A 25,290-nucleotide genomic window follows, 5' to 3' on the forward strand; every position below is an offset into this window, starting at 1 on the left:
GTCGATGATCCGAGCGGTCAGATGGCGTCGGGGTCCGGAGGCCACAGGAGGATCTCCGCGTACTGAGGTCCTCGGCGATGGCTTTGATGCGCTGGGCCAGGTCCCGGGCAAGCGCCTCGCCCCTCTTGTCCTGTTCTGAGCTTGACTCTGTCGGGGATCTTGGTGTCGTCTGCTCAGTCTCTGGCGGACCGCCAAGACCTCGGCCGGGGGATCCCGTGCTGGTCCAGGAAGTTCTGGAAGGCGGTCGGCGGCCGGGACGGAGGTGCTTCTCCGGTCGGCGGCCGTCGGCTGAGGCGCTCGATGTTTGCGGCGATGGCTGTTAGCCTCGCCGTTTCGGTTGGGTACGGCTGGCTTTGGGGCGGAAACGCGAAAGTGCCTTCCTGACCTGGGACGATGAACCTTGCTGAGGGGTTCTGTCGGTCCAGGCGGAGGGCACTTTCTACGTGCAGGCTATCGGGTTGCGTCCCAAGGTCCATGTCAGTGCCGATGGTTCGGGGGTGGTCGGGCATGCCGGGGCACGGTTGCTGGCGGATCTTGCCGATGCCACCGGGCTGACCGCCGCGTACTCCGCCGCTCTCAGGCCGCTTCGGCCGCGCGGGACCGGGCATGATCCGGGCCGGGTCGCCACCGATCTCGCGGTGATGCTCGCCGACGGCGGTGAGGCGATCGCGGATCTGGCCGTGCTGCGGGACCAGGGCGAGGTGTTCGGCCCGGTCGCCTCCACGCCCACGGCTTGGCGGTTGCTCGCCGACACCGACGAGGCTGCACTCGCTTCGCTGCGAGCGGCCCGCGCTTCAGCCCGGGAAGTCGCCTGGATGCAGGCCGCCGAGACCGGCGAGGGCATACCTGCTGCTCGGGCCGGCGGACGAGAACTTCCCGGCCTGGTCCTGGACCTCGACGCCACGCTGGTCACCTGCCACTCGGAAAAGGAACAGGCCGCACCCACCTATAAGGGCGGCTTCGGCTTCCATCCGCTGCTGTGTTTCCTCGCGAACACCGGCGAGGCCGTGTCGGGGCGGCTTCGGCCCGGGAACTCCGGAGCCAACACCGCAAGCGACCACATCACGGTCCTCGACCAGGCGCTCGCGCAGATCCCCGACGCTCACCGGCACGGCACCGACATCCTGGTCCGCGCCGACAGCGCCGGATCCGCGAAAGCCTTCCTCGCCCACATCCGCGACGTGCGGAAACGAGGAATTCGTACCTTCTTCTCGGTCGGATACGCCATCACCGAGCCGGTCCGCCGCGCTGTCCGGGCCCTGCCCGACCGCCTCTGGCATCCCGCCCTGGACCAGGACGGGACGCTGCGTGATGGCGCCGAGGTCGCCGAGCTGACCGACATGGTCGACCTGACCGGCTACCCCGTCGGCACCCGCATCATCGTGCGCCGCGAGCGCCCGCACCCCGGCGCCCAGCTGTCCCTGTTCGACCTCGACGAGGGCCTGCGGCATCAGGTGTTCCTCACCGACACCCCCTACTCCGGTGGTGGTTCCGCCCAGTTCCTGGAGGTCCGTCACCGCGGGCATGCATGCGTCGAGGACCACATCCGGTGCGGCAAAACCACCGGCTTCGGCCGCTTCCCCTCCCGCGACTTCGCCATCAACACCGTCTGGCTCGAACTCAGCCTCACGGCGATCGACCTGATGGCCTGGACCCGTGTCCTGCTGCTGGACGGGGAGCTGGCCACCGCCGAGCCGAAGAAGCTCCGCTACCGGCTGCTGCACGTCGCCGCCCGCCTCACCCGCGGCGGCCGACGCCTGCGCTTGCGGATATCAGCGACCTGGCCCTGGAGACACGAACTGGCCACGGCCTTCCATCGCCTCGCAGCACTGCCCCGTCCCGCCGACTGACCGGCAACCCTGCCCGCCACGACCCGAAGGATCCTGGAGAACCCGACCACCGCGCCGGGACTCCGCCATGTCCGAACACCGAAATCGCATCGGTCACCCGACAGTTGCCCCTCAGCGACGCCTCACCGCCCCAACCGAAACGGCGAGGTTAGCACGTGTTGTAGGTGGGCTTTCTGCTGTCCCCGGTAGCGGCAGCGGCGCATGCCGTGTCCGTGAGCGAGCTCGTTGATCGTGCCTTCCACTCCGGAGCGGACCGCATAGCGGGCCTGCCATTCGGGTGTCTGTTGCTCGGCGCGGACTCGGAGTTGCAGGTCACGGAGTTCTCGCGGAGGAAAGCCCACGGTTCGGGCGCTGTCAGTGGTGGTCGTGCAGCGGGTGCGGACCGGGCAGGGACGGCACTGGCTCTTGGTGAACCGTGCCACGATCAGAGGTGCCGCGGTGGGTGAGGAGGTCGGATAGGGGCCGTGCCATCCCGCGCTGGTCTCGCCCTGCGGGCAGGTGACCTGCTGGCGGTCGAAGTCGATGTGGAAGTCGTCGCGGCCGAAGCCGTCGTTCTTGCGGTGCTGGCGGGTGGAGTTGACCGGTAGCGGTCCGGTGACCGTGACCTGGTGTTCGCGGGCTGCCTGTTCCAGATGGACCAGGGAGGTGTAGCCGCCGTCGACCAGATGCTCGGCGGGCAGCAGCCCGCGGTGCTTGAGCCGGGTGTGAATGCCGGGCAGCGCCTTCGCGTCGTAGCCGGTGGCGTCGGTGGTGGCCACATCTGTGATCACGTTGACGCCGTCGGGATCACAGGTCTCAGTGAGATGTGCGACGAACCCTTTCCAACGGGTGACGTGTCCGCGGCGCGCGTAGCGGGCCGTCGGGTCGCAGGGCGAGACGACCGCGACGGCCGAGGGCGGCAGGCCGCTGTCCTCGGCGGTGCGCCAGCGCAGGCGGCCGGCCCCGTCGCGGTAGTAGTTCTGCACCATGATCTGCCGCAGGGCCTGGACCCGGGGACCGGACAGGCGATCCGCCTCATGCTCCCCGACGTGCTCCAGCAGGCGGACGGCGTCGCCGCCTGTGGCAAGGATCCTGGTCTTGGGGCGGGTGGGGTTCTTGCCCAGACGGACCGGACGGCCGTAGCGGCGCCCCCACTCCTCGTCCACCAGGCCGGCCAGCAGGTGCGGAGCTGTGCCGGCCAGCTCTTCCAGCGCGGCGCGGACGGCCTCGGTGACCAGTTCCAGCCGGGTCAGGTCGCGCACCGCGGCCAGGACGTGGGTGGAGTCCGTGCGCTGGGTGGTGCGCTCGCGGACGAGACCGGCCTTCTTCAGGCGCTCGAGCGCGAGGTCGAGGAGACGGTCGGCTCGGCCGCCCTCGGTGAGACGCTCACGGAAGTCGGCCAGCACGCTGTGGTGGAAGCCGGGATCGTCCAGTTCCATGGCCAGCGCGTACTTGAAATCGATACGGCAGCGGACCGCCTCGGCCGCCTGCCGGTCCGACAGACCGAGCAGGAACTGCAGCACGCAGACGGTGGCCAGCTGGGCGGGCGAAAGCCCCGGGCGGCCATCGCGCGGGTACCAGTCGGCGAAGTCCTCGTCCCGCCACAGCCCGCCCAGGTGGTCTCTGACCCACATCGCCGTTGTACCGCCCGGGTTGCTCGCCCGCGCCATCTGCACGGTCAGAGAAGGAACTTGCTCACCAGAGCGGGCGTGGAGCGACAACGGGCACCTCGACAACTGCATCGGTCCTTGAACAGAGCCGAGCATGCCCGTTGATCACGCTGCCCCGCCGGGGATCCCCAAGATCCCCGACAGAGTCAAGCTGAGTTGTGGTTCGACAAGTTGACGGCGACGGTGATCTCGGCGGTTCGGCGGCCCATCGACAGTCTCCCTAAGAGGATGTCTCACGTGGTGAGTTTTGCGAGCTTCTTGTAGCAGGTCAGGGCCGCCGCGAGTCCGAGGAAGGCCAGGAAGTGGCTGCCCTTTCGCTCGTATCGGACGGTCAGGCGGCGGTAGCCGAAGAGCCAGGAGATCGACCGTTCGATCTTCCAGCGGTGCCGGCCGAGACGCTCGCTGGACTCGATGCCGGGCCTGGCGATGCGCGGGACGATGCCCCGCTCGCGCAGCCACTTCAGCCTCTCGGCGGAGTGGTACGCCTTGTCGGCACGGAGCCTGCCGGGGCGGCGTCTACGGGGACCGCGCCTCGAGCGGATGGCGGGTATGCCCAGGACCAGCGGCAGCAGCGCCTGGCTGTCATGAACGTTCGCGCCAGAGACGCCAAGAGCGAGGGGTAAGCCTTGCGCGTCGGACAGTACGTGGAGCTTGCTGCCCTTCTTGCCCCGGTCGACCGGATTGCGCCCGGTCAGCGATCCCCCTTTTTCGCACGGACCGAGGCCGCGTCCACGATCGCCGAGGTCCAGTCCACCTCACCACGGGCCCCGAGTTCGTCCAGAACGGCCCGATGCAGCCGCCGCCACAGCCTGTCCTTGGTCCAAGCGGAGAACCGGCGGTGCGCGGTGGCCGGCGAGACACCGAAAGTCTCCGGCAGATGGCGCCAGGCACAGCCGCTGGTCAGCACGTACACCACAGCCGTGAACGCTGCTCGCTCATCGACCGGGGCCGTGCCTCCACCCTGCGGACGGGAAGTAAACGAAGGCAACAACGGTGCGACGAGCGACCAGAGTTCGTCAGGAACCAACCGCTGCGACAAACCAACAACCATGGCAAAGCATCATGCCGCATCCACCTAACCTCGATCTTGCATGAGGGTCCGTCAGCTTGCTGAAGGACTCTTTCGGCTCGTTCGGAGCGGAGATTTCTGCAGGTGGGCAGGCTGGTGGCCCGGCTGTCGCGTCGGGTGGGCGCCGGGTTCCACGGCTCCGGTCGGGTGGTGTTGCTCGTGGGGACGGGAAGTTGCTGGTCAGCCGGGGTTCGGCAGGGCCGCGAGCCGTTGCAGGGCGTCGGTGATCACACCAGCCCAGGGCCAGTGCTTGGCGAGGCGGAGGATGCGGCGGCGTCCGGTGGTGACGAGCTGAGCGGCCACGGAGAACAGCCGCAGCCGCAGGCGGCGGGGCTCCCACCGGCCAGCTTGTCCGGTGAGGGCGAGCATGGGCATCCAGGCGAGCAGGTCGAGGGCGATCTGGACGATCTCCAGCCAGATCTGGTTCTGCGCGGTGTCGTGCAGGGGCAAATTGCGCAGGCCGGTGGCGCGGGCGGCGCGGATGCGGTCCTCGGCCCTCGCGCGCTGGCGGTGCCGCAGTTCGAGCGCGGCGATCGGAGCATGCTTGGTGTTGGTGGCGAAGCAGGTCAGGCGCATGCCGTCGGCGTCGGTGAAGCGCAGTTGGGCGCCGGGGTGCGGGCGTTCCTTCCGCACGATCAGCCGCATCTCCTTGGGCCAGCCGGTCAGGCAGTCGCCGTCGAGTTCGGCGACCCAGGCACCGTCGCGGATCTCGCCGTCGGGCTCGACGGCCGGCGTCCAGGCCGACGCCGGGACCTTCCCGACGGCCTGGTGGATGGCATCGGTGATGGTCATGCCGACCGAGTAGGACAGCCACCGGCCGCGCGCGGAAAGCCAGTCCACGAACTCGTGGGTGCCGCCGCCCGAGTCGGTGCGGATCAGCGTCCGCCGTCCGCGCCGGTACTTCTTCGGCAGCTGCTTCAGGGCGATCCTGGCGGCTTCGATGTGGTCCGCAGCGGTGTTGCTGCCCGCGTTCCCGGGCCGCAGCAGCCCGGCCACCGGCTCCCCGGACCCGCCCCGGCCGTGGTCGACGAACCCCATCAGCGGATGGTGCCCGAACGTCTTTTTCCAGGTCGCGGCCGCATCCTGCTTCTCGGAATGCGCGATCACCAGCACCCCGTCCAGGTCCACGACCACCTGCCCGGACACGTCCGGCGCCGCGTCACCGGCCAACGTCCACACACATTCACGGACTTGAGAGCGGGCCTGCCGCAGTGCGGTCAGAGCACGCTTCCCACCCGCTGCCAGCGTGTCGATCAGCCGGGATACCGTCGGATCGGAGGCCACCGGCCCGAACATGGCCGGTTCGGCCCGCAGCAGACCGACGTCTGCCAGGCAGTCCCCACCCAGCGCGACCGCGAGCGCCACATCCAGCAGGACCTTGCCCGGATCATGCACCGCCCGCGGCCTTCGCCACGGCTCAAGCGCCGCCGATATCGCCTGATCCAGACCGGACTTGCGGATCGTCTCCACCAGCAGCACACCACCGGCCTGGGACACCACCCCGCGGCCACCGCCCTCGACGCGGACACGCGGGTAGGACCCGATACGCTTCTTCACCTGGAGAGTGCTTCTTTCATGCGACGACCTGGACACTAGACAAGTCCCATCGTTGCAGGTCAGGAGCACTCTTCGCGTTTCTGATCACCCACCGGACGCCCTGCCTCGTGAAAGCGCGAGGCTAACGCCCTCTCAAATCTCACGCAGCAAGTTCACGCACCACGTGCAGATCAGCCGGACTCGGAGCTCCTCGTGCCATGCCCACCATTACAACCCCGAGAAGCGCAACTGCTGCCCGCTGGGGCAGGTCCGCGATGGCCGAAGGGGCACACAATCTCCAACGATGCTGACAAGCGACGGGCTCTTCCTGATCCTGATGCGGAGTCAGCAGACCTACACCCTGGCGACGATACGTTTCCGCGTTACGGGTGCCTCGGATCCGGTCCGGACCCGGATAGTGCCCTCGCGTCAGCTTGTCCATAAGGGGGTCGGCCATGGAAGGCAAGGCCGCAGTCCTGTGTGGCCTCGGAGCTTGGGTGCCACCATGAGTGGTATCGAACAAGAACCTCACCACGGTCTTGAATAAATCCGATGAATGGATCCGCACTCGTACCGGTATTGAGCAGCGATACCTCGTCGACAAGGGAATGGCCACCTCTGACCTGGCCGTGGAAGCCGGCAAACGAGCGATCGAGTCCGCCGGCCCCCCCGCCCATCGGAGCGGTCGTGCTCGCGACCACGTCACCGGACCGCCTTTGCCCGGGAACAGCGCCCGAGGGCGCCACACGGCTCGGGCTCGTCAATGTACCCGCCTTCGACATAGCCGCGGCATGCGGAGGATTCATGTACGGGTTGACCGTCGCGTCTTCACTCGCCGTGGCAACGCTGCAGCAACGAGAACACCAACGGACTACTGTACTCCCCAGCATTTCCCGAAAGGCGCGGACTTCTCTTGCCTTTCGGGAGGAACTCGATAGAGTGGCAGCGCAGCTGAATGGCAGGCCGCGCGAGACGTTGAACTGGCGTAAGCGAATAGCAGTGCTCAACGATCTAGCGGCGAGCCACATGTTGCCATTATCACTTGATTCCACCCCCGCTTTACGTATTTCTCGGCTATCAAATCTCAATTGTAGCGAATTTTGAATTTGGCGATAGAGATAGCCAATGTTTCAGACTGGGCAGCTGTCACGTATACGGCCTGCTGATCATGAGCGTTGAGAGGAGACAGCGTGCAGAGATTCGATCACATCGTCGTTGGTGCCGGGTCCTCTGGTGCTGTACTGGCTGCGCGCTTGTCGCAGGAACCACAGCGCCAGGTGCTACTCATCGAAGCAGGGCCGGATTATCCGCATGGACGCGGCCTGCCCACCGAGATCGAAGCCGGAACATCAATCAACCTGGCCAAGCACATATGGGGCTACCGTGCGCAGGCGACCGCTGCGCGCGATATACCTTTTCCATCAGGCCGTGCAGTCGGCGGGAGCTCAGCCATCAACGCGTGTGTCGCGGTGCGTGGTGAACCGGAGGACTACTATGAGTGGGCCGACCAGGGGAATCCGGGTTGGGGGTGGAAGGAGTTCCTAGCGACGTTCATCGCAATGGAGGACGACACCGATTTCGACGGCCCGTATCACGGCCATGATGGCCCGATTCCGATCAGACGCTGGCCCAACGCCGAAATCAGTGGTCCCGGTTTGGCATTCGAGCAGACGTGCGTAAAGCTGGGGTTTGAGCCGGTGGCTGATCACAACGAGCCGGGCGCGGCCGGTGTCGGGCCGGCACCAGTGAACCTGCATGGCACCCGCCGCGTGTCCACCGCCGGCGCCTACGTGGATCCTGCCCGGCATCGCGACAACCTGCACATCATGCCGCAGTGCACGGTCAGCCGCGTGGTGGTTCGCAACGGTCGGGCCGTTGGTGTCGAAATCATCACACACGGCAATGCCAGCATCATCGATGCCGATCGGGTCACGATATGTGCCGGAGCGATTGGTACGCCGGCCATCCTGCTGCGGTCCGGCATCGGGCCAGCAGCCGAGCTACGCCACCTCGGCATCGTCCCCGCGGTAGATCTACCCGGGGTCGGGCGTAACCTGCATGATCATCCAGCCTGTGGCGTGGATCTACTGAACATCCCAGGTGGTTTCGATTCCACTGTGCTCACTCCACAGATGCTGCTGCGAGGCAACCTCACCAGTTCCGATCACCGGATCGATGCCCAGCTGAGCGTCTACGCAATTCCCGCAGCACCCGTTACCAATGCGGATGCCATGCCGTTCCGCATCTCCTGTGACCTGCTCAACGCCCGCTCCGCTGGCCGCGTAACGCTGACCTCCACCGCACCGCTCGCACCACCGCGTATCGAGTTGAACTACTTTGAAGATCCCGCCGATCTGGCCATCATGCGCGCAGCCGTCCGGCTCGCCATCGAGATCGCATCGACTAGCCCACTCAACGACCGGCACAATCGATTCATCACGCCCGAGCACCCCGATACCATCGCCACCGACACCCAACTCGACGCCTACATTCGCGCCGTTGCCATCACCCATTTCCATCCCACCGGAACGGCCAAAATGGGCCCAGACAGTGACCCGGTCGCTGTCGTCGACAATCGGTGCCAGGTTTATGGAATCAACGGGCTGTCCATTGTCGATGCGTCGATCATACCGACAATCGTCCGCGCAAACACTAACCTCACCTGCATCGCGCTCGCCGAACTCGCGGCACAAGCATTCTCATAGTTGAATTGGCCACGCCCGGGAAGTCGATTGCCTGGATGCCTCAAGACACACCCGATACGCCGCTGAAGGGCGCCAAGTAGAAGCGCTGTACACCAATCCTTTCCAGACCGACCTGGCTCACGTACTGCACTGCGCGGCCTTCCGGCGACCCACCTGGAGCCCAAAATCCCCGGTGCTGGTCTCAACCTCACCCGCGCCGTGCTCAACGCAAGCTGCAAGTACCCCTGGCCCCGGCACCCCGGACAACGCAAGTACGGTTTCTACGACGACGACCGCCACATATTCAACTGGTTGCGTTCTGGAATCCCAACCGGTCGGCCTTGCATCGAAGTGAACCGTTCCGGGTTCGGTAGGGACTCGATCATTTGAGAGGATCGAGTCATGGCACGTCCTTCCCAGTACCCGCTTGAGCTGCGCCGTCGGGCGGTGCGGATGGTCGCCGAGGTGCGGCCGGAGTACGACACCGAGTGGGCCGCTATGAAAGCGGTCGCCCAGAAGCTGGGCATCGGCACGACCGAGACCCTGCGGAAGTGGGTACGGCAGGACCAGATCGACGCTGGGACCCGGCCGGGGACGACGACGGAGGAGTCCGCCGAGCTGAAGCGGCTGAAGAAGGAGAACGCCGAGCTCAAGCGGGCGAACGAGATCCTCAAAGCCGCGGCGTCTTTCTTCGCGGCCGAGCTCGACCGGCCACACACACGCTCGTAGCGTTCATCGACGAGCACAAGGACCGCTTCGGCGGCGTCGAGCCGATCTGCCGCGTGCTGACGATGCACGACTGCAGGATCGCCTCCTCCACCTACTATGCCCACCGCAGACGCCGGACCGCGCCGTCCGCCAGGACCGTGCGGGACGGCGAGCTGAAGGAACTGATCCAGCACGTCTACGACGCCAACTACCGCGTCTACGGGGCGAGGAAGATCTGGCGGGAGCTGAACCGGCAGGGCCAGGCCGTGGCCCGCTGCACCGTCGAACGCCTGATGCGCGAGCTCGGCATCACCGGCGCGGTCCGCGGCAAACGCGTGATCACCACGCTTCCCGGCGGCCAGGCCGGGCGGGCTCCCGACCTCGTGGACCGCAACTTCGTCGCCGGCGCCCCGAACCGCTGCTGGGTCGCGGACTTCACCCATGTCAGAACGTGGGCCGGCGTCGTCTACGTCGCCTTCGTCGTGGACACCTTCTCCCGCCGGATCGTCGGCTGGTCGGCCGCCACCGTGAAGGAGACGGTCTTCGTGCTGGACGCCCTGGAGATGGCGATCTGGCAGCGCGACCGTGATCAACATCCAGTCCAGCCAGGTGAGTTGATCCATCACTCCGATGCCGGGTCGCAATACACGAGTTTCCGGCTCGCCGAGCACCTGGACGCCGCCGGTATCGCCGCCTCGATCGGCTCGGTCGGCGACGCCTACGACAATGCCCTGATGGAGAGCACGATCGGGCTGTTCAAGACCGAGCTGATCAAGCCCCGACGGCCGTGGAAGACGCTGTCCGACGTCGAGCTCGCCACCGCCGAGTACGTCGACTGGTACAACCACCGACGACTCCACGGTGAGATAGGCCACGTCCCGCCCGTTGAATACGAGAACAACCACTACCGGGCAACCACAAAACCCCAGGTCACAACCAACAACTGAGATCTCTACCGAACCCGGAACGGTTCACGAAGATGCCGCGCCAGCGCGGCCGCGCTCTCCACCACCACCGGGTCGACCGCGTCCACCACCGACCCCCGGCCACGCCCGAGTCCCGCCGCCGATGCCGCGGCAACAACCCCGCCCGCCGCCAGCTCTCCAGCTGGCTTGTCGTCACCATTCAAATCTCACGCAGCAAGTTCACGCACCACGTGCAGATCAGCCGGACTCGGAGCTCCTCGTGCCATGCCCACCATTACAACCCCGAGAAGCGCAACTGCTGCCCGCTGGGGCAGGTCCGCGATGGCCGAAGGGGCACACAATCTCCAACGATGCTGACAAGCGACGGGCTCTTCCTGATCCTGATGCAGAGTCAGCAGACCTACACCCTGGCGACGATACGTTTCCGCGTTACGGGTGCCTCGGATCCGGTCCGGACCCGGATAGTGCCCTCGCGTCAGCTTGTCCATAAGGGGGTCGGCCATGGAAGGCAAGGCCGCAGTCCTGTGTGGCCTCGGAGCTTGGGTGCCACCATGAGTGGTATCGAACAAGAACCTCACCACGGTCTTGAATAAATCCGATGAATGGATCCGCACTCGTACCGGTATTGAGCAGCGATACCTCGTCGACAAGGGAATGGCCACCTCTGACCTGGCCGTGGAAGCCGGCAAACGAGCGATCGAGTCCGCCGGCTCAGCCCGCGCTACGAACGCCCCCCCCCCCCCCCCCCCCCCCCCCCCCCCCCCCCCCCCCCCCCCCCCCCCCCGCAACTCCCTGGCTTTTCTCGGACTCGCCGCGGCCCTCTGTTGCTACAAGCGACTTATCCGCCTCACCGCGTAGGACATGGTCTAAACATCGCCGAGGAAGTCGCTGCCAGCCCCGCCAAGGCTCTCTGAAATGCAACCAGAGCAACTGACTTTCACAACCTTGATGTTTGTAAGCACCGGATAAACGAGAAAGGTGATCACTGGTGGCAAAGCTCTATGGGACAGAGGAACTCGACGGCGCCCTGGCGGGCTTCCGGTCGCGTGGTCCGGCCACTCTGGGGCAGTGTCTGGAGCCGGGTACACTGTGGCAGCCCGTCCTACAGGTCACGGTCATGGCCAACACGCTCGAAGGGCGACGGGTTTTGACTGGTACCCGCCGCGCGGACACCAACCCGACGCACCCCAACGTCATCAGCACGCCGACGAGCATGCTGCCACTTAGCTTCGCGCGATGTTATTTCGAGAGCATCGCCGACTCCGCCGTAAAGACGGCACCGATCCACTTCACCGAACTGCGCGCGGACGACCTGCGGACCATGGCGCGCTTTCCCGAGTCGGCCCCGCGGACCCCGGTGCCGGACCCGTCGTCCGAACTGTCCTACCTCGTGGGCGACCTGCTCGCCCGTAAGCTCGGCGGCGGCCGCGCCATGGAGTCCGCTTCCCGGGAGAAGCCGCTGGGAAGCTGCCGGTTCTCGATGGTCGGAGCCGGTTTCTGCTACGTCGCGGACCGCCCCACCGCCGACCCGGAGTCGCCCGAGCCGCTCTTCGAGCCGCTGCTGATGTTCGGGGCGGTGCTGGAGCTCGACGACTCCACGCTGATACCCGAGCACACCGACTCCTACAAGGACCTGTGCTGGACCCCGCCCGCCGACTACGCGGAGGGTGTCCGCACCAAGCGCATCGAGAGCTTCAACCCGAAGTTCCTGAACATCGCGGAGGAAGCGGACAGCGACAGCGTCACCGTGTGCGCCCGCGGCCTGTGCCTGCAGACGACGAACAAGGTGATCGCCGACCTGGCGGCCGCCGGCTCTGCCGAGGGCGCCGTCGTATGACCGCCTTCTTCGGCAGGTCCGGGTCCGGTACAGGCGCGGAGGCTGGCCCGGTCCTGGACCCGGAGCAGATTCGCTCCGACTTCCCGGTCCTGCACCGCACAGTCGGGAAGGAACAGCCGCTGGTCTACCTGGACTCGGGGGCCACGGCCCAGCGCCCGGTCCAGGTCCTCGAGGCCGAGCAGGCGTTCCTCCGGACCTCCTGTGCGGCCGCCCACCGGGGAGCGCACCAGCTCTCCGAGGAGGCCACGGCCGCGTACGAGGGGGCCCGCGCCCGGATCGCGTCCTTCATCGGCGCCGACCCAGGTGAGGTGGTGTTCACCAAGAGCGCCACCGAGGGCGTCAACCTCGTCGCCTACGCGATGAGCAATGCCGCGACATCCGGCGCCGAGGCCGCGCTTTTCCGTATCGGCCCTGCGGACACCATCGTGGTGACCGAGATGGAACACCACGCCAACCTGGTGCCTTGGCAGGAGCTGTGCCGGCGCACGGGGGCGACGCTGCGCTGGATCGGCCTCACCGACGAAGGCAGGCTCGACCTGTCCCGCCTGGACGAGGTCATCACCCCGCGCACCCGGCTGGTGGCCTTCACCCATCAGTCGAACGTGCTCGGTACCGTCAACCCGGTGCATCAGATCGTCGCCAGGGCCACCGAGGTCGGAGCACTCACTCTGCTCGACGCCTGCCAGTCCGTGCCACACGCCGCTATCGACCTCCACAACTGCGGCGTGGACTTCGCGGTCTTCAGCGGGCACAAGATGCTCGGCCCCTCTGGTATCGGCGTCCTGTACGGGCGGCGCGAACTGTTGGAGGCCATGCCGCCGTTCCTGACCGGCGGATCGATGATCGAACTGGTGGAGATGGCGGAGTCCACCTACGCCCCGCCGCCCCAGCGGTTCGAACCGGGCGTTCCCGCGGTCTCCCAGGCGGTCGGTCTGGCTGCGGCCGTGAACTACCTGTCCACGGTCGGCATGGATCGCATCACTGCCCATGAGCGGCTGCTGACCCGCACGGCGCTCACCGCCCTGGGCGGCATCGAGGGAGTGCACATCCTGGGACCCGCCACCACCGAGGACCGGAGCGGCCTCGTGTCGTTCGTCGTCGACGGGGTGCACCCGCACGACGTCGGCCAGATCCTCGACGCGCGGGGCATGGCGGTCCGGGTCGGACATCACTGCGCCTGGCCGCTGCACCGGCGATTGGGCGTGCCCGCCAGCGTGCGGGCCAGCTTCTACCTCTACAACCGCCCGCAGGAGATCGAGGCATTGGCGGAAGGCATCGAGGGAGCACAGAGGGTCTTCGGCCGCGTCGGGAGGGCGGCATGCTTCTGACTGCGGAACACCAGGCGATCATCCTCGCCCACTACCGGGACCCGCACCACAGGGGCCTGCGGGACCCGTACGACGTCGAGGTCCGGCACTTCAACCCGATGTGCGGGGATGACATCACGCTACGGGTCAGGCTGACCGGGAACGGCGAAACGGCCATCGTTGACGACATCTCGTATGGCGTGCAGGGCTGTTCGGTCAGCCAGGCAGCCGTCTCGGTCATGACCGATCTCGCCATCGGCCGTTCGGTGCGCGAGGCGGACAAACTGCACACGGAATTCGCTTCGCTGCTGAGACAGCCGGTGGCGGACGCCGAGCCTTGGCCTCCTCGGCTGGCCGAAGCCGTCGCATTCCGTGACGTCGCGCGGTACCCGGCACGCGTAAAGTGCGCGCTGCTGAGCTGGGTCGCGCTGCGGAAGGCCCTGGGCGACGCTGGGTGACCGGGTACCCCGGGCGACGCGGGTGTGTCACCCCGGGCTCGCCCCGATCCTGCCCGGCTGCGTCAGGACGCCGAGCTGGTCATCGAGGTCACCCCAAGGCTGCTACTGGACTTGATTGGGTGATGTCGGGTAGCTTCGCTAAGCGCTGAGCCTTCTGCGCTGTACTGATGTGACCGTTAGGTACGCGCAGAGCGGCGGCTTGACCGACGCCGAGAGGGTGTTGAGCGACGCTGAAAATGCCGACAGCCGGGTTAACCCCGGCATCGACCAGCAACACCGTGAAGAACCGCCGGACCTCCTCCGCCCGGGAGGCGAACCTGCGCAGCCAGCCCCTCAACCGGGCGGCCGAGACTCTCAGCGATCGCCCTGGCGCCCGCACCCGCCGCCTTCGCCGCCAGGGCCGACCCGATCACCTCGTCCAGATCCGCCCGTCTGACCAGCGCGAACACCGGAAGGAGCACATGCGACAAGCCACAGCCCACACACCTCGTCCGCCGAGGACGCACCGTCACCGGCCCGCCAGCGGCATCACGCCCTCCCGGCGCTCGGCCAAGAGATACAGAGAGGGCCTTACGCATGCCCTCCGTCGGCAAGGTGCTGCCCCAATCTGCACCTCTTCGTCGGCAGGCACGCTTACCGATCTTGTCGGCATGAAGATGCCCAAACTGCCGCACTCATAGGCATTTTCAATGACGTCTAGCAGCCTGCACCGACCTGTACACCCACTTCCTGCTCGGCGACCGCTCGATGCGCACCTTCCGGCAGACGGTGCTGGCCGATGTCGAACCCGGCGCGGTCGCCGTCCATGACCGCTACCAGACCTACGACAGCACCCAACTGGGCGGCCTGAACCACCAGCTGTGCCTGGCCACGTGCTGCGCGACCTCACCTCAGCGGCCGAGCTCTACCCCGACGACACCTGGCCCGTCCAGCTCGCCGACGAACTGCGCGAGCTGATCCACCGCGCCAACCAGGCCCGCACACGCGGCGAGATCTTCCTGCCCGACCGGATCAAGAGCCTCACCGTGCGCGGACTGCGCGCCGCCGTCCGCATCGGCCCTCGCCGCGACCGCCCGTATCGACGCCGCCCGGCGCCCGCAAGACCCGCCTGCTGCCGGAGGCCTTTCACTAGCGCGAGGACGACTCCCTGCGCTTCACCACCGACCAACGCATACCACCCACCTCCAACCAGGCAGAACGTGATCTGCGGCCCTCGAAGATCCAGGAGAACACCTCCGGCCGGCTCACCGACCCGGAGCGGGCCAAGGACCTCTACCTGATCCGCGGCGTCTCTCCACCGCCGCCAAACACGCGGTCAACCCCCTCACCGCGCTCCGGCAAGCGTTCACCGGCACCACCCGGCTCCCACCCGCAACCGCGCCTGACACCCCGCCAGCCGGTGCCCCCCACGGTCACCGGCCATCACCACATGCCCGAATCCATCACCGAGCGCGCACCGGCTGAATGTTTACCTGCGCACCTGACGTGGGCATTGGCCGGAGCAGCGCAACCCGGTGAGGTCGACGGTGGCGCTCCTTTCGCTGTCTCCGTCGCTACTTCACCATCTGCGAGAAGTCGCCCTCATGGGGAATGTCCTTGCGGTATTGATGCCATCCTCGGAAGTTTCCGCTCCGGGGACGGGCCGATGATTCACGCGCAGTCATGGGACGTGCGACGTGTTCGAACGGGGACAGGTGACCATCGGCCGCGAGCCGATCGTGAAGTCGGACGTCCGCCTCCGGATCGCGAACTCCGTAATGTGTAAGGTAACTGACCCTGGCACAGCGGGCTACCGAGACCTTCCTGAGGTTCGCCTGGACGTAGGGATCACCGTGGATCTCGTCCTCGGTCACCAGGGGAGCATGCCATTGATCCCAATCACACCGGCTGGGAACGGATTGCTCGTAACCCGCCTTCATCATCTTCGCGATGCGCTGAAACTCCGGTTGGGCGTCCGGATGACAACGCAGCGCGAAGAAGTTACTCCACTCGGTGGCCGTGATGATGGCGGTGTGCCACAGAAAGGGCTCCAGAAGCCTGTTCGCTAGTTGCTTGTGCACGCCAAGAAAGTCATCGGGCATGCTCCCGCTCCTCATCTGTTCCTCGGTCAACTCGACGAATTTCAGAAGAGTCTCGGAGTCCGGAGCGTCGACGGCAACATAGTGATCGACGTGAGCCGGGCCGATGACCAGTCTCAGAGCCTGGACGACCATGCGGTCACGGGCGCGCAACCACTCGTCGCGCGCGCACGCCTGCCCCTCACCCCCCAACGCCGGCCCCGCCTGCATGCCGGGCTTGTTCGTGCCGAACTCTTCAGGTACATAGGGGGAAGTGAGAACCTGGCGAAGGAGCTTCGCGGTGGGAATCGCGCGTGAGCTGGCAGAATTCCGACTGAACACACGATGCGTGTTGACTTGGGCCAGCAAGAACCGAGGGAACGTGACCTCCATTGTCGTGAGTCGATTACCGCTGGGCGATAGCGAGTCACGCAATATTTGCACTCTGTAGCAGCAGGATGTCTCTTTGGCCGGGTTTGTCTTCATCGGCGTTCTCCTTAGTCCCGCTCACTTCACGGAGTTGTACGCTGCTGCCGCGTTTCTGTACGAGACTTTCCGAGGGCCAGCGAGCTTCCACACTAATATATCGTCCCATGTCAGACACATGTCAAAGGACAGGCACACTCAGGTTGAACCCGTAGCGTCGCCGTGATGGATCATGGCGGCTTCATGATCAGTCCGGTGTCGGTGAGGCAGCCGGTGATCGCGTCGGGCCGGTACTGGATCTGCTTGAGTCGGCTGCGGACGAGCGCTTCGAGGTCGTCGATGCCGGCGAGCGGGAAGTTGACGATGCTCCGCTTGAGCCAGGACCAAATCCACTCGACGGCGTTCAGCTCGGGTGTATACCTGGGCAAGTAGAACACCCGCAGCCACCTCTGGAGCGCGGCCCACGCGGTGAGCTCCGGCGTCTTGTGGGTGGAGACGTTGTCCCACACCAGCACGACGGGGCGTGCAGCTGATGATGCAGCGCGGTCAGGAAGCCGCCGGTACTCGTCCGGAGTGAAGCTCTTGGTCTCCGTCTTGCGGCCGTGCCAGGTGTGCAGCCGGCAGGCGAAGCGCGGCCGGTTGTCGCCGGGGCGGTAGCAGGCAGCGCCGAGCACGTTGACCCGCCCGCGCTTGCGTACATGCACCTTGACCTGCGGGCGAGCCCCGCGTCTGGCCCAAGTCCTGCCTCGCGGCGGGCTCAGCCCCTGCCCCAACTCGTCGGCGAAGCAGATGTAGGCGCCGACCTCGCCGGCGGTCTTTCCACCTCGGGCCAGGTCTCCTCGCGCCAGCGCGTGATCTCCTCCTCATCACGTGCCGCCGCGCGGCGTACCGGGACCTGCCAGGAGTAACCGTGCCGGTCAAGCAGCTTGCTCACCCCGGTCAGGGTGTAACTGACATGGCACGTCCGGCCGATCAGGTCGGCGACCCGCGCCAGCGTCCAGCGCTGGTCGTCCTCGAAGCCGCACACACCAGGCCCGGCGTCCAGCAGCGCAGCCACCTTCGTCCACTGCCGCTCGCTCAGCCGCTCCCGCGACACCGGCCCCGCCGAGCACAGCGCCTCCGCACCACCCCGCTTCCACGCCGCCCGCCAGCGCTCCACCGAGCGCCGCGTGACCCGCAGCTCCCGCGCGATCCGCGCACTCGACTCGCCCACCGCGAACCGCTCAGCGACTTCCAACCGCAGCCGTTCCCGACGGGCCTGCTCCTTGGGCGTGTACCCGCCCGCCGCCGCGTACCTCACGATCCAGCAATAGCGCGAGGATCACGAACCGTCACCACCCAAGGCGACGCTGCGAGTTCAACCTGAGTTCGCGTGCAACTCGAGGTTGACCCACAGGTCTTGAGCATTGCTCGGCGCGAGGAGCGTTCGGCCATATCCGCAGTTGATCATGTAGATGAGCGAAGCCAGCCAAAGGGCACCGACGACGCCAGCCCACCACCAGCGGCCCGTCGTGGCTGTCGCCTCCGTCGCCACTGCCATGCCCGCAAAAAGCAACGTCAAGACCCGGTCCACCACCAGTTCCTACGCCGGGCAGCGACGTCGTGACCGATCCATATCTCCGGCACGCGCTGATGCTACAGACAACCATGATGAGACCCCATCCACAGTTCTTGACAATTCCTCCTGGAGCTGCGAACAGTCACCCTGCTGTCTGCCTTCGCCGCTGGCTGAGGCGGCCAGCGACTTGGCAAGGGACGGCACGATCACATCGAGGGTGCCGGTCCCCGGGGACCGCGACTGTCTGCTCGTCGAGCGCCTCGAAAATGTCGTCGACCAGCCGCTCGGTCATGCGCGGGCCCTGGGACGGATGACCTCGACGAGTCTGCGGCGGCCTGCTGTGCGAAGGCCTGCGGGGAGCTGTGGCGTTCGAGGAGCCAGGTGACGGCGCTACACGTATCGCTTGGCGCACTCGTCGTCGGTAAGCGGGCCGGCGCAGTCGTACGCCTCCTCCATCAGCACCTCGGCTGAGGTCTGCTGATGGAAGCAGGGCAGGTCGGCGATAGGGGGTGACCGTCGGGCGCCTCGCACGGCGTGCAGTCCACCGGCTCCTTCCCGAGGGAGCCGGTGGACTGCACGCCGTGCCGCCCACCATCGGCGTCTGGTTCACTCGCCCGCGTGGGTGGGCGCAATGCGGTCATCAGCTCCAAGCCGGTGACGGCCGTCGATCCACGCGGGGTCATCTCCCGGGTCGCGTAGGTGCCGAGCAGTTGGGCGAGTTCGGCCGCCGGTAACTGTCCGGCGTTGCCCCAGCTACGGGCATCGAGCGCGTTCCACGACGGGATGCACAGCTGGACGCATGCGCACTTGCCACCCTGCGCGGGCCGGTAGATGCGGGCCCATGGGTCGAATCCGCGCCGGGTGAGCTGCCACTGCGCCCGCGCGAGCTGCTTGATGATCTCGCTGCCCTCCGACAGCCGTCCCGACAGGCATTCCTCGTCGCTGAGCTGGACGGGCAGACCGTAGCGTTCGCACGCGGCAGGCGTGAGGACGATGAGTGGGTCGGCGTCCTTGCCGTTGCGGCTCAACCGGGGCGCACCCAGCTTCGCCTCGTTCAGTGTCCAGTCGAGCAGGGCAGCAATGGACTTGGCGGGAACGTCCAGGACGAGGCCGCTGACGCAGTACGCCAACAGCTGCCCGTCCGTGACATCTACGACGGCAAGCGGACCGTTCGCGAAGCGTGGGTCGAAGGCCGCTGGGGGCGGAGTGGGTTTCGCGGTGGCCGCCGCACTGGACAAGCCGACGGGACGCTGGTCGGTGGGGTATTCGGCGGTCGCAGCCGAAGCCTGCGGTGCCGGACTGGGCATAGGCCAGGAGGCGGGTTCGGCTGTACGCGGTGGGGGCGCGGCGGGGCGGGTACACGTCCCCGGCATCGCCGAGTCCTGTGCGGGCGATGCGGGCGTGGTGGGGTAGAGCTCGGCAAGCTTGTCCAGTAGCCGGGCATAGGCCTCGCGCTGCGGCGGACGCGGCTCCGTCCTGCCGTTCTCCCAACTCACCACGGTAGCGCGGCGGACGTTCAGCGCCGCGGCGACCTGTTCTTGCGTCAGGCCGTGCGCCTTGCGCAACCGCTCCCGCTCCTCAGGGGGCGGAAGGGGCGCGTGCGCGGCGATGAGGGCATCGACCGCGTTGAACAACTCAGATATGAGAGACCTCCCCGCTCACGCCCACATCCTATCTGAGATAGTGAACCATACATATTCCGTACTCCTGACGCACTTACTCAGGTTGAACTCGCAGCGTCGCCTTGGGTGGTGACGGTTCGTGATCCTCGCGCTATTGCTGGATCGTGAGGTACGCGGCGGCGGGCGGGTACACGCCCAAGGAGCAGGCCCGTCGGGAACGGCTGCGGTTGGAAGTCGCTGAGCGGTTCGCGGTGGGCGAGTCGAGTGCGCGGATCGCGCGGGAGCTGCGGGTCACGCGGCGCTCGGTGGAGCGCTGGCGGGCGGCGTGGAAGCGGGGTGGTGCGGAGGCGCTGTGCTCGGCGGTACCTACGGCATCCCGCGCGTCACAGCCGAGCTGAAAGCCGCCGGGATCGATGTCAACCACAAGCGGGTCGAGCGGGCATCGAGCAGACCTGGCGCTGGTAGAGGAGGGTGAGCATCACCCGGGTGGCGTCGTCGAACAGCGGCTTGGCCCGCTGATTTCCGGTTGCGCGCCGGGCGCGTCCGCCGCGCTGCTCGCTGTAGCGTTCCTGGGCCCGGGCGGCCTGCAGCGGGGCCAACTCAGCACACAGCTCTGCGAGTTCCGTGCCATTCAGCCCGGTCAGGCGCGGGTCCGCCAGACGGGCCAGAAGTTCGCGGCGTCGGCCGGCGACGCCGTGCGCCTCGCTGACAGGCAGGGCCTGTGGCGCGGAGGGTTCGGGCAGCAGGGTGTAGTTCCACTGGCCGTGAACCTCATGCCGGACCAGCGGCAGCGCGGCGAAGCGGTCCTTGCTGATCGCGATGCCGGTGGGGTAGTCACCGGGATCCAGGTGGGCCTCGACGCGCAGACCAGCCCGGGTGCGGGTGGCGGCGATCGTCTCGATAACGACTTCGTGGCTGGTCAGCGGCCTGCCACGCCAGTTGTGGGTGATGTGGGAGAACAGCCGGTGCTCGATTTTGTTCCATTTGCTTGTGCCCGGACAATGCCGTTGCTTGACTACCGAACTATCACGGGCTGTAGCGTGATGATCCGGTAGGAGAGCTTCGACGAGTACTTCGAGTCCGGACGCTTCAGATGTCGGTCCGCCTCCCGCAGGCGCCTGGCGCCGTTGTCGAGCTTACGGCGAACCTTTGCCGCCAGCACCACCAAGAACTCCTTGATCTTCGTGGGCGTGTCCGTGCACTGGCGGACCACGCTGCGCCGTGCGTGCTTGAGGACCTTGACGAAGGAGACCCGGTCCGGGGGAATCCCGGTGTCGTCGGCCAGAGCGATGATGACCTGCGTGAGGCAGTGGTGTACGACCAGATGCGCCCAGACCTCCTGGCGCACCAGATCCGGGTCACCCGAGCGCAGGACCTCGGCTGGCCCGCGCTGGAAGGTCTTGATCTGCCGGAATGCCGACTCCGCCTCCCACCGCGAGTGATAGAGCCCTGCCAACTCCGCCGCCGGATATGCGACCGGGTCCACAAGGTCGGTCAACAGCCTGACCACCTCGCCGTCATCGACGCGGTACTCGATCACGCGGACCAGCACACCTCCGGGATGCGCGCCTTTCTGCCCGGCCAGGTTCATCCTCGCCAGGTAAGTACCGTCGGGCAGATACTTGACCGGGCGAGCAGCAACGCTCGACCGGGCACGGATTAGCAGATGAGCCCCGGTCCCGGTGTATGCCTTCCATAGCGCCACCCCGGGAAAGCCGCGGTCCATGATGACCAGCATCCCGGCCGCCGCGTCGGCCATTTTGATCGCCAGCTCCGGCTCGCCGCCGTTGAATCCGCCCACCGCCGCGTCGATCTGTGCGTGGGTGCCGCACTCGGTCAGCGTCACCCCCCGGACCTGCGGGAAACCCGCGGGCTGGCCGTTCTTGACCGGTCCGCCGAACGCGGCCCGATTGGCCGTCGTGTCCGGCACGTCCAGCACGAACCCGTCCACTGCGGCCAGCCGCATCTCGCGATAGAAGGCGCTCTTCAAACCGACCGGAGCCAACGGCCCGGCCAGCTCCCGGAACATGGTTTCCAAGACCTGCGGTCCCAGGCGCCTTCGCGCCCGCGTGAACGAGGACTTGTTGGGGATGCTCTCACCCAACTCCGGGATACTGCCGACAAGCTGCTCGGCGACGTCGTCGTAGGAGTCCTGCTGAAACAGGGCCAGAGCGAGCGTGAAGTAGACCATGAACCCGGCCGGCAGGGCGCCGGACTTCTTGTCGCGAACCCCGCATTTCTCCAGCACTTCACCGACGAGCTCCGGGGTCACCCAGCGTGTCACCACTCCCAGCCGCACATGATCAGATATCCCCACCCATGGATGCATGCCGGGCTCAACGATCACTGTGCCCCAAACGTCACCGCGAACTGCTTGCCCTACTCAAGCAACGGCATTGTGTGCCCGGAGGAAAGTGACACACGGTGATGCTCAGTTCGGTTTCGGCGGCCAGGGCGGCCAGTTCGCTCTTGCAGACCCGGTAGCGGTAACCGTTGGAGCCGCCTGCGTCCGAGGTGATCAGCAGGCGTGACGCCTTCGGGTAGTCGAGGCTGCCGCGACAGCGCCACCAGCGGCGGATGGACTCGACCGCGAAGACCGACGTGTCGTGGTCGACACCGACGTTGACCCATCCGGTGTTGCGGACGATGTCGTAGATCCCGTATGGGATCGCCTGCTGAACGTCCGGGCCACTGAAGAAGAAGTGATGGTCCTCCACCTCGACCGGCTCGCCCCTGGGCCGCCACTCGCGGCCGGCCATGGGCAGCCGTCCGATCTGCTCCCGCTTCTTCGTGTCCACGCTGATCACCGGCTCGCCATCGGCCTGGTGCTGCTTGACCTGCTCGTTGATATAGCGGAACTGGGCATCCCGGTCGGGATGCTGGGCACCCTCGAGGGTCTTGGCGTTCGCCTGCAGGCTGAAGCCCTCCTGCTTGAGCAGCCGGCCCACCGTCGGCGCGGACACCGGGTGCCCCTGCCGGGTCAGCTCCTCGGCCAGGTTGCGCAGCGACTTCGTCGTCCACCGCAGCGGAGACTGAGGATCTCCCCGCTCGTCCGGCTCGACCAGCCCCAACAGGGCTTTGCGCAAGACCGGATCGTTCTCCTCGGCCCGCTTGCGGCCTCCGCCTGGTGCACGCACCCGGCCGTCCGGCAGAGGCCCGGCCCCCGCTTCCAGCTCCAACACTCCACGACGCACGGTCGTCTCGCTGACCTGCGCGATCCGCGCTACCGCCCGTATGCCGCCGTGCCCGAGCAGCCGGGCCTCGGTAGCCAGGGCCAGCCGCCGCTGCCGCTCGTTCAAGTACGGCAACAACACCGAGAACCTGCACTGGAGTTGGAAACAGATCTCCTCCGGAACTGCCATACCCTGACAACGAGCCTGTCCCTGTAAAGCAGCACCTTGATTCTTTACGGCTTCAGTGGGTGCGGCATCGCTGCCACGACGCACCGGGCAGGACCGCTCCGATCGCGTCCACCAGGCCGGCGTGGGCGTCGGAGACGACGAGCTGGACGCCGGACAGACCCCGGGCGATCAGTGAGCGCAGGAAGGTGAGCGAGCCGGCGCCGTCCTCGGCGGTGGCGACGTCGATGCCGAGGATCTCGCGGTGTCCGTCGGCGTTGACGCCGACCGCGATCAACGCGTGAACGTTGATGATCCGGCCGCCCTCGCGGACCTTCTGGGTCAGCGCGTCCACCCAGACGAACGCATACGGCCCGGCGTCCAAGGCCCGGTTGCGGAAGGCGGCGTGAGGGTGTCCACTCCAAAGGATCACCCTCAGGACTTCCAGCAGCCTCTGATTGCCACGATGAACCGTGTCCCTCGCTCATTCGTTGGTTGAGGATGTAGTTGTGAAACGGTCGAGAGGCGGCGTGATGCGCACCCAAACAGCTTCGAGCGATGGCGGGCGTCACCGTCTCTCCGGCGGAAGCGACCGGCATCTCAGACAGGCAGTGGCCGAGCCGGCATGCCGTGAGGCGGACGTCGGCCTCTTCTTTCCGGCTGAGAACGGTCGGATGCCGGCGGAACAGGTGGCCAGGGCCAAGGCCATCTGCAGTGGTTGCGCCATACAGCAGTCTTGCCTAGCACTCGCTGTCCGCCACCAAGAGTCGGAGGGGATTTGGGGCGGTACCACGCCCGGCGAGCGGCGACAACTGGAGGGAGAAGCAGCCCGGCTGCGGGGAGTGGGCCACCTCGTTGCCCGACTGGCGGCCGCCGAACCCGTGATTGTCGCTGCTGAGGAGCGGCCGGCCGTGGTTTATCACCTGATGGCGGCCGGCTGGAGTGCGACCCGTATCTCCGCCACGCTCTGTATGTCGCCGGAAGCCGTTCTGGCCGCTAGGGAGAGAGCCTGGGCTGCCGCGAGGTTCGCCGACGCCGTGACTGAAGCCGCTCACTCCGGTCATGTCTCCTGTAGTGGTGTAACCGTGTCGCGTTGATCTCCAGTGGGATAGATCTTGTCCATGCTGCCTTCGGGGAGGTAGCGGCGGGGGAAGGCGATCCATTCGTCGTGCATCTCGATGAGCACGGCGGTGGTGAGGCGTTCGAGGGCGCCTGGGTTGGGGAAGATCTGGACGACGTCGACGCGGCGCTTGATCTCCCGGTTGACCCGCTCCAGGGGGTTGGTCGACTGGATCTTCTTCCAATGTCGCTCGGGGAAGTCCGCGAAGGCGGTGAGGTCGACCTTGGCTTCCAGGAGCATCGCCTGCACCTTGGGGAACTGGCGTCCGAGCATGTCGGCGACGGTGTCGAGCTGGGCGCGGACGGCCTCGGCCGTGGGCTGGGCGAAGATCGTGCGGATGGTCGCGGCCGCCATCTCCGCGGCGTCCTTGGGGATCACCGCGAAGACGTTGCGCAGGAAATGAAGCCGTAAAGAATCAACTTGTCGGTGTGTCGGTTTCTTCATCCGCGGCGGCGAGGAGTTCGGTGGCGGTGCGGTAGCGGGTGGTGGCCGGAGGTGGGAGAAGTCCGCTTTCGGCGAGCAGGGGCCGGATCTCGCGGACGACGTTCCCGATCGAGGACCTGCTCACGTCCCCCAGCACGTCGGCGAGGACGTCCAGGGTGCACAGTCTCCGCAGGTAGAGGATGGCGACGACGACGCGTTCTCTGTCGCCGAGCTTCTGCGGGAAGACGCCGCCGCGGCTGCCCGGCTGGCGATCGGTGCCCCGGCGCTGGTAGGAGGCACGTTCGACCAGGGCAACCTGGCGTGGGGCGAGGCGGCGAGCGAGTGCATCCAGTTCCGTGCGGGACATGCCGGTAAGCCGCGGATGGGACAGGCTCTCCATGATCCGGGTGCGCGGCGGGGTCTTGTCGGTGTCGAGGAAGGCCATCAGCGTGTGCGCCGTGGTGAACCGGCTGGGGAGCGTAACCGGGCTGGTGGCCGTGGTCCTCCAGGACCCGGCGGGTCTCGGCGATGAGGTGGCCGATGCAGGTTGGGGTCACCTCCAGCATGTCGCCCAGCAGCTTCATCGAGCAGACCTGGCGCTGGTAGAGGAGGGTGAGCATCACCCGGGTGGCGTCGTCGAACAGCGGCTTGGCCCGCTGATTTCCGGTTGCGCGCCGGGCGCGTCCGCCGCGCTGCTCGCTGTAGCGTTCCTGGGCCCGGGC

17 protein-coding genes and 8 pseudogenes are annotated in these 25,290 nt (G+C 66.8%); 11 read left to right on the forward strand and 14 right to left on the reverse strand.

Features of this window, described 5'->3' with window-relative positions:
- Nucleotides 1-443 precede the first annotated feature (443 nt).
- The gene (locus QFZ82_RS01450; protein WP_307711223.1) at nucleotides 444-1,850 is read left to right on the forward strand and encodes an IS1380 family transposase; all 1,407 of its coding nucleotides are present in this window, start codon (nucleotides 444-446) and stop codon (nucleotides 1,848-1,850) included.
- A gap of 122 nt (nucleotides 1,851-1,972) precedes the next feature.
- Here QFZ82_RS01450 and QFZ82_RS01455 read toward each other — a convergent pair whose 3' ends face one another.
- The 3 genes from QFZ82_RS01455 to QFZ82_RS01465 form a co-directional block, all read right to left on the reverse strand.
- Nucleotides 1,973-3,463, reverse strand: coding sequence for an IS1182 family transposase (locus QFZ82_RS01455; RefSeq protein ID WP_307711391.1), 1,491 nt, complete (start codon nucleotides 3,461-3,463; stop codon nucleotides 1,973-1,975).
- A gap of 269 nt (nucleotides 3,464-3,732) precedes the next feature.
- Nucleotides 3,733-4,550, reverse strand: a protein-coding gene (locus tag QFZ82_RS01460) for an IS5 family transposase (RefSeq protein ID WP_373429203.1) whose coding sequence is annotated in 2 segments (ribosomal slippage) — nucleotides 3,733-4,217 and nucleotides 4,217-4,550 — 819 coding nt in all. Because the reading frame shifts where the segments join, the coding sequence is not laid out codon by codon here.
- A gap of 198 nt (nucleotides 4,551-4,748) precedes the next feature.
- On the reverse strand, nucleotides 4,749-6,125 hold the full coding sequence (locus QFZ82_RS01465; RefSeq protein WP_307711392.1) for an IS1380 family transposase: 1,377 nt from the start codon (nucleotides 6,123-6,125) through the stop codon (nucleotides 4,749-4,751).
- 808 nt (nucleotides 6,126-6,933) lie between these two features.
- Here QFZ82_RS01465 and QFZ82_RS39620 point away from each other — a divergent pair.
- The 7 genes and pseudogenes from QFZ82_RS39620 to QFZ82_RS01500 form a co-directional block, all read left to right on the forward strand.
- Nucleotides 6,934-7,088 (forward strand): annotated as a pseudogene (locus QFZ82_RS39620) (IS30 family transposase); the annotation flags it as partial.
- Between the two features lie 206 nt (nucleotides 7,089-7,294).
- Nucleotides 7,295-8,809: a GMC family oxidoreductase gene (locus QFZ82_RS01475; protein ID WP_307711393.1), complete on the forward strand. Its 1,515-nt coding sequence runs from the start codon at nucleotides 7,295-7,297 to the stop codon at nucleotides 8,807-8,809.
- A 381-nt stretch (nucleotides 8,810-9,190) separates the two neighbouring features.
- Nucleotides 9,191-10,443, forward strand: a protein-coding gene (locus tag QFZ82_RS01480) for an IS3 family transposase (RefSeq protein ID WP_307711262.1) whose coding sequence is annotated in 2 segments (ribosomal slippage) — nucleotides 9,191-9,473 and nucleotides 9,473-10,443 — 1,254 coding nt in all. Because the reading frame shifts where the segments join, the coding sequence is not laid out codon by codon here.
- A 1,192-nt stretch (nucleotides 10,444-11,635) separates the two neighbouring features.
- On the forward strand, nucleotides 11,636-12,259 hold the full coding sequence (locus tag QFZ82_RS01485) for a hypothetical protein (RefSeq protein ID WP_307711394.1): 624 nt from the start codon (nucleotides 11,636-11,638) through the stop codon (nucleotides 12,257-12,259).
- Entirely contained in the window at nucleotides 12,256-13,587 is a 1,332-nt protein-coding gene (locus QFZ82_RS01490; RefSeq protein WP_307711395.1) for an aminotransferase class V-fold PLP-dependent enzyme, read from the forward strand. Before QFZ82_RS01485 ends, QFZ82_RS01490 begins: the two co-directional genes overlap by 4 nt.
- Nucleotides 13,578-14,024 (forward strand): Fe-S cluster assembly sulfur transfer protein SufU, encoded by a 447-nt coding sequence (gene sufU, locus QFZ82_RS01495; protein WP_307711396.1) that lies wholly within the window; start codon nucleotides 13,578-13,580, stop codon nucleotides 14,022-14,024. Before QFZ82_RS01490 ends, sufU begins: the two co-directional genes overlap by 10 nt.
- Before the next feature lie 747 nt (nucleotides 14,025-14,771).
- A complete protein-coding gene (locus tag QFZ82_RS01500) occupies nucleotides 14,772-14,981 on the forward strand; it encodes a hypothetical protein (RefSeq protein ID WP_307711397.1) in 210 nt (69 codons plus the stop codon).
- 596 nt (nucleotides 14,982-15,577) lie between these two features.
- Here QFZ82_RS01500 and QFZ82_RS01505 read toward each other — a convergent pair.
- The 5 genes and pseudogenes from QFZ82_RS01505 to QFZ82_RS01525 form a co-directional block, all read right to left on the reverse strand.
- A complete protein-coding gene (locus tag QFZ82_RS01505) occupies nucleotides 15,578-16,567 on the reverse strand; it encodes an FAD-dependent thymidylate synthase (protein WP_307711398.1) in 990 nt (329 codons plus the stop codon).
- 170 nt (nucleotides 16,568-16,737) lie between these two features.
- The gene (locus QFZ82_RS01510) at nucleotides 16,738-17,280 is read right to left on the reverse strand and encodes a transposase (RefSeq protein WP_307711288.1); all 543 of its coding nucleotides are present in this window, start codon (nucleotides 17,278-17,280) and stop codon (nucleotides 16,738-16,740) included.
- Complete coding sequence (locus QFZ82_RS01515; protein ID WP_307711287.1) at nucleotides 17,265-17,807, reverse strand: winged helix-turn-helix domain-containing protein; 543 nt, start codon at nucleotides 17,805-17,807, stop codon at nucleotides 17,265-17,267. Before QFZ82_RS01515 ends, QFZ82_RS01510 begins: the two co-directional genes overlap by 16 nt.
- 432 nt (nucleotides 17,808-18,239) lie before the next feature.
- A pseudogene (locus QFZ82_RS01520) lies at nucleotides 18,240-18,454 on the reverse strand (IS110 family transposase); the annotation flags it as partial.
- Between the two features lie 4 nt (nucleotides 18,455-18,458).
- Nucleotides 18,459-19,708: pseudogene (locus QFZ82_RS01525) on the reverse strand (helix-turn-helix domain-containing protein); the annotation flags it as partial.
- 143 nt (nucleotides 19,709-19,851) lie between these two features.
- Between QFZ82_RS01525 and QFZ82_RS01530 the strand changes: the two are divergent.
- A complete protein-coding gene (locus tag QFZ82_RS01530) occupies nucleotides 19,852-20,085 on the forward strand; it encodes a helix-turn-helix domain-containing protein (protein ID WP_307711399.1) in 234 nt (77 codons plus the stop codon).
- Nucleotides 20,049-20,144: pseudogene (locus QFZ82_RS01535) on the forward strand (IS3 family transposase); the annotation flags it as partial. The gene QFZ82_RS01530 and the pseudogene QFZ82_RS01535, both read left to right, overlap by 37 nt.
- Before the next feature lie 280 nt (nucleotides 20,145-20,424).
- Here the strand turns inward: QFZ82_RS01535 and QFZ82_RS39625 are convergent.
- From QFZ82_RS39625 to QFZ82_RS01555, 4 genes and pseudogenes are all read right to left on the reverse strand, one after another.
- A pseudogene (locus tag QFZ82_RS39625) lies at nucleotides 20,425-20,685 on the reverse strand (ISAzo13 family transposase); the annotation flags it as partial.
- A gap of 17 nt (nucleotides 20,686-20,702) precedes the next feature.
- Nucleotides 20,703-22,016 (reverse strand): IS4 family transposase, encoded by a 1,314-nt coding sequence (locus tag QFZ82_RS01545; protein ID WP_307711407.1) that lies wholly within the window; start codon nucleotides 22,014-22,016, stop codon nucleotides 20,703-20,705.
- A gap of 70 nt (nucleotides 22,017-22,086) precedes the next feature.
- A pseudogene (locus QFZ82_RS01550) lies at nucleotides 22,087-23,049 on the reverse strand (ISAzo13 family transposase); the annotation flags it as partial.
- Nucleotides 23,050-23,104: 55 nt separating this feature from the next.
- Nucleotides 23,105-23,428, reverse strand: a pseudogene (locus QFZ82_RS01555) (transposase); the annotation flags it as partial.
- Between the two features lie 130 nt (nucleotides 23,429-23,558).
- On the opposite strand from QFZ82_RS01555, the gene QFZ82_RS39630 reads away from it, so the two are divergent.
- Nucleotides 23,559-24,122: a WhiB family transcriptional regulator gene (locus QFZ82_RS39630; RefSeq protein WP_373429217.1), complete on the forward strand. Its 564-nt coding sequence runs from the start codon at nucleotides 23,559-23,561 to the stop codon at nucleotides 24,120-24,122.
- On the opposite strand, the pseudogene QFZ82_RS01560 reads toward QFZ82_RS39630, so the two are convergent.
- Nucleotides 24,086-24,553 (reverse strand): annotated as a pseudogene (locus QFZ82_RS01560) (transposase); the annotation flags it as partial. The gene QFZ82_RS39630 and the pseudogene QFZ82_RS01560 sit on opposite strands and share 37 nt — an antisense overlap.
- Before the next feature lie 7 nt (nucleotides 24,554-24,560).
- Nucleotides 24,561-25,013 (reverse strand): hypothetical protein, encoded by a 453-nt coding sequence (locus tag QFZ82_RS01565; protein WP_307711333.1) that lies wholly within the window; start codon nucleotides 25,011-25,013, stop codon nucleotides 24,561-24,563.
- Nucleotides 25,014-25,290 lie beyond the last annotated feature (277 nt).

Origin of the sequence: Streptomyces sp. V4I23 (assembly GCF_030817975.1) — a bacterium.
In the GTDB taxonomy this organism is placed as follows: Bacteria; Actinomycetota; Actinomycetes; order Streptomycetales; family Streptomycetaceae; genus Streptomyces.

Bases quoted from the DNA above. Each gene is read 5' to 3' on its own strand.
- QFZ82_RS01455 (WP_307711391.1), bottom strand. From the start codon at position 3,463: ATGTGGGTCAGAGACCACCTGGGCGGGCTGTGGCGGGACGAGGACTTC.
- QFZ82_RS01485 (WP_307711394.1), top strand. From the start codon at position 11,636: ATGCTGCCACTTAGCTTCGCGCGATGTTATTTCGAGAGCATCGCCGAC.
- QFZ82_RS01490 (WP_307711395.1), top strand. From the start codon at position 12,256: ATGACCGCCTTCTTCGGCAGGTCCGGGTCCGGTACAGGCGCGGAGGCT.
- sufU (WP_307711396.1), top strand. From the start codon at position 13,578: ATGCTTCTGACTGCGGAACACCAGGCGATCATCCTCGCCCACTACCGG.
- QFZ82_RS01500 (WP_307711397.1), top strand. From the start codon at position 14,772: ATGCGCACCTTCCGGCAGACGGTGCTGGCCGATGTCGAACCCGGCGCG.
- QFZ82_RS01505 (WP_307711398.1), bottom strand. From the start codon at position 16,567: ATGAAGACAAACCCGGCCAAAGAGACATCCTGCTGCTACAGAGTGCAA.
- QFZ82_RS01545 (WP_307711407.1), bottom strand. From the start codon at position 22,016: ATGCATCCATGGGTGGGGATATCTGATCATGTGCGGCTGGGAGTGGTG.
- QFZ82_RS39630 (WP_373429217.1), top strand. From the start codon at position 23,559: ATGCGCACCCAAACAGCTTCGAGCGATGGCGGGCGTCACCGTCTCTCC.
- QFZ82_RS01565 (WP_307711333.1), bottom strand. From the start codon at position 25,013: ATGGCCTTCCTCGACACCGACAAGACCCCGCCGCGCACCCGGATCATG.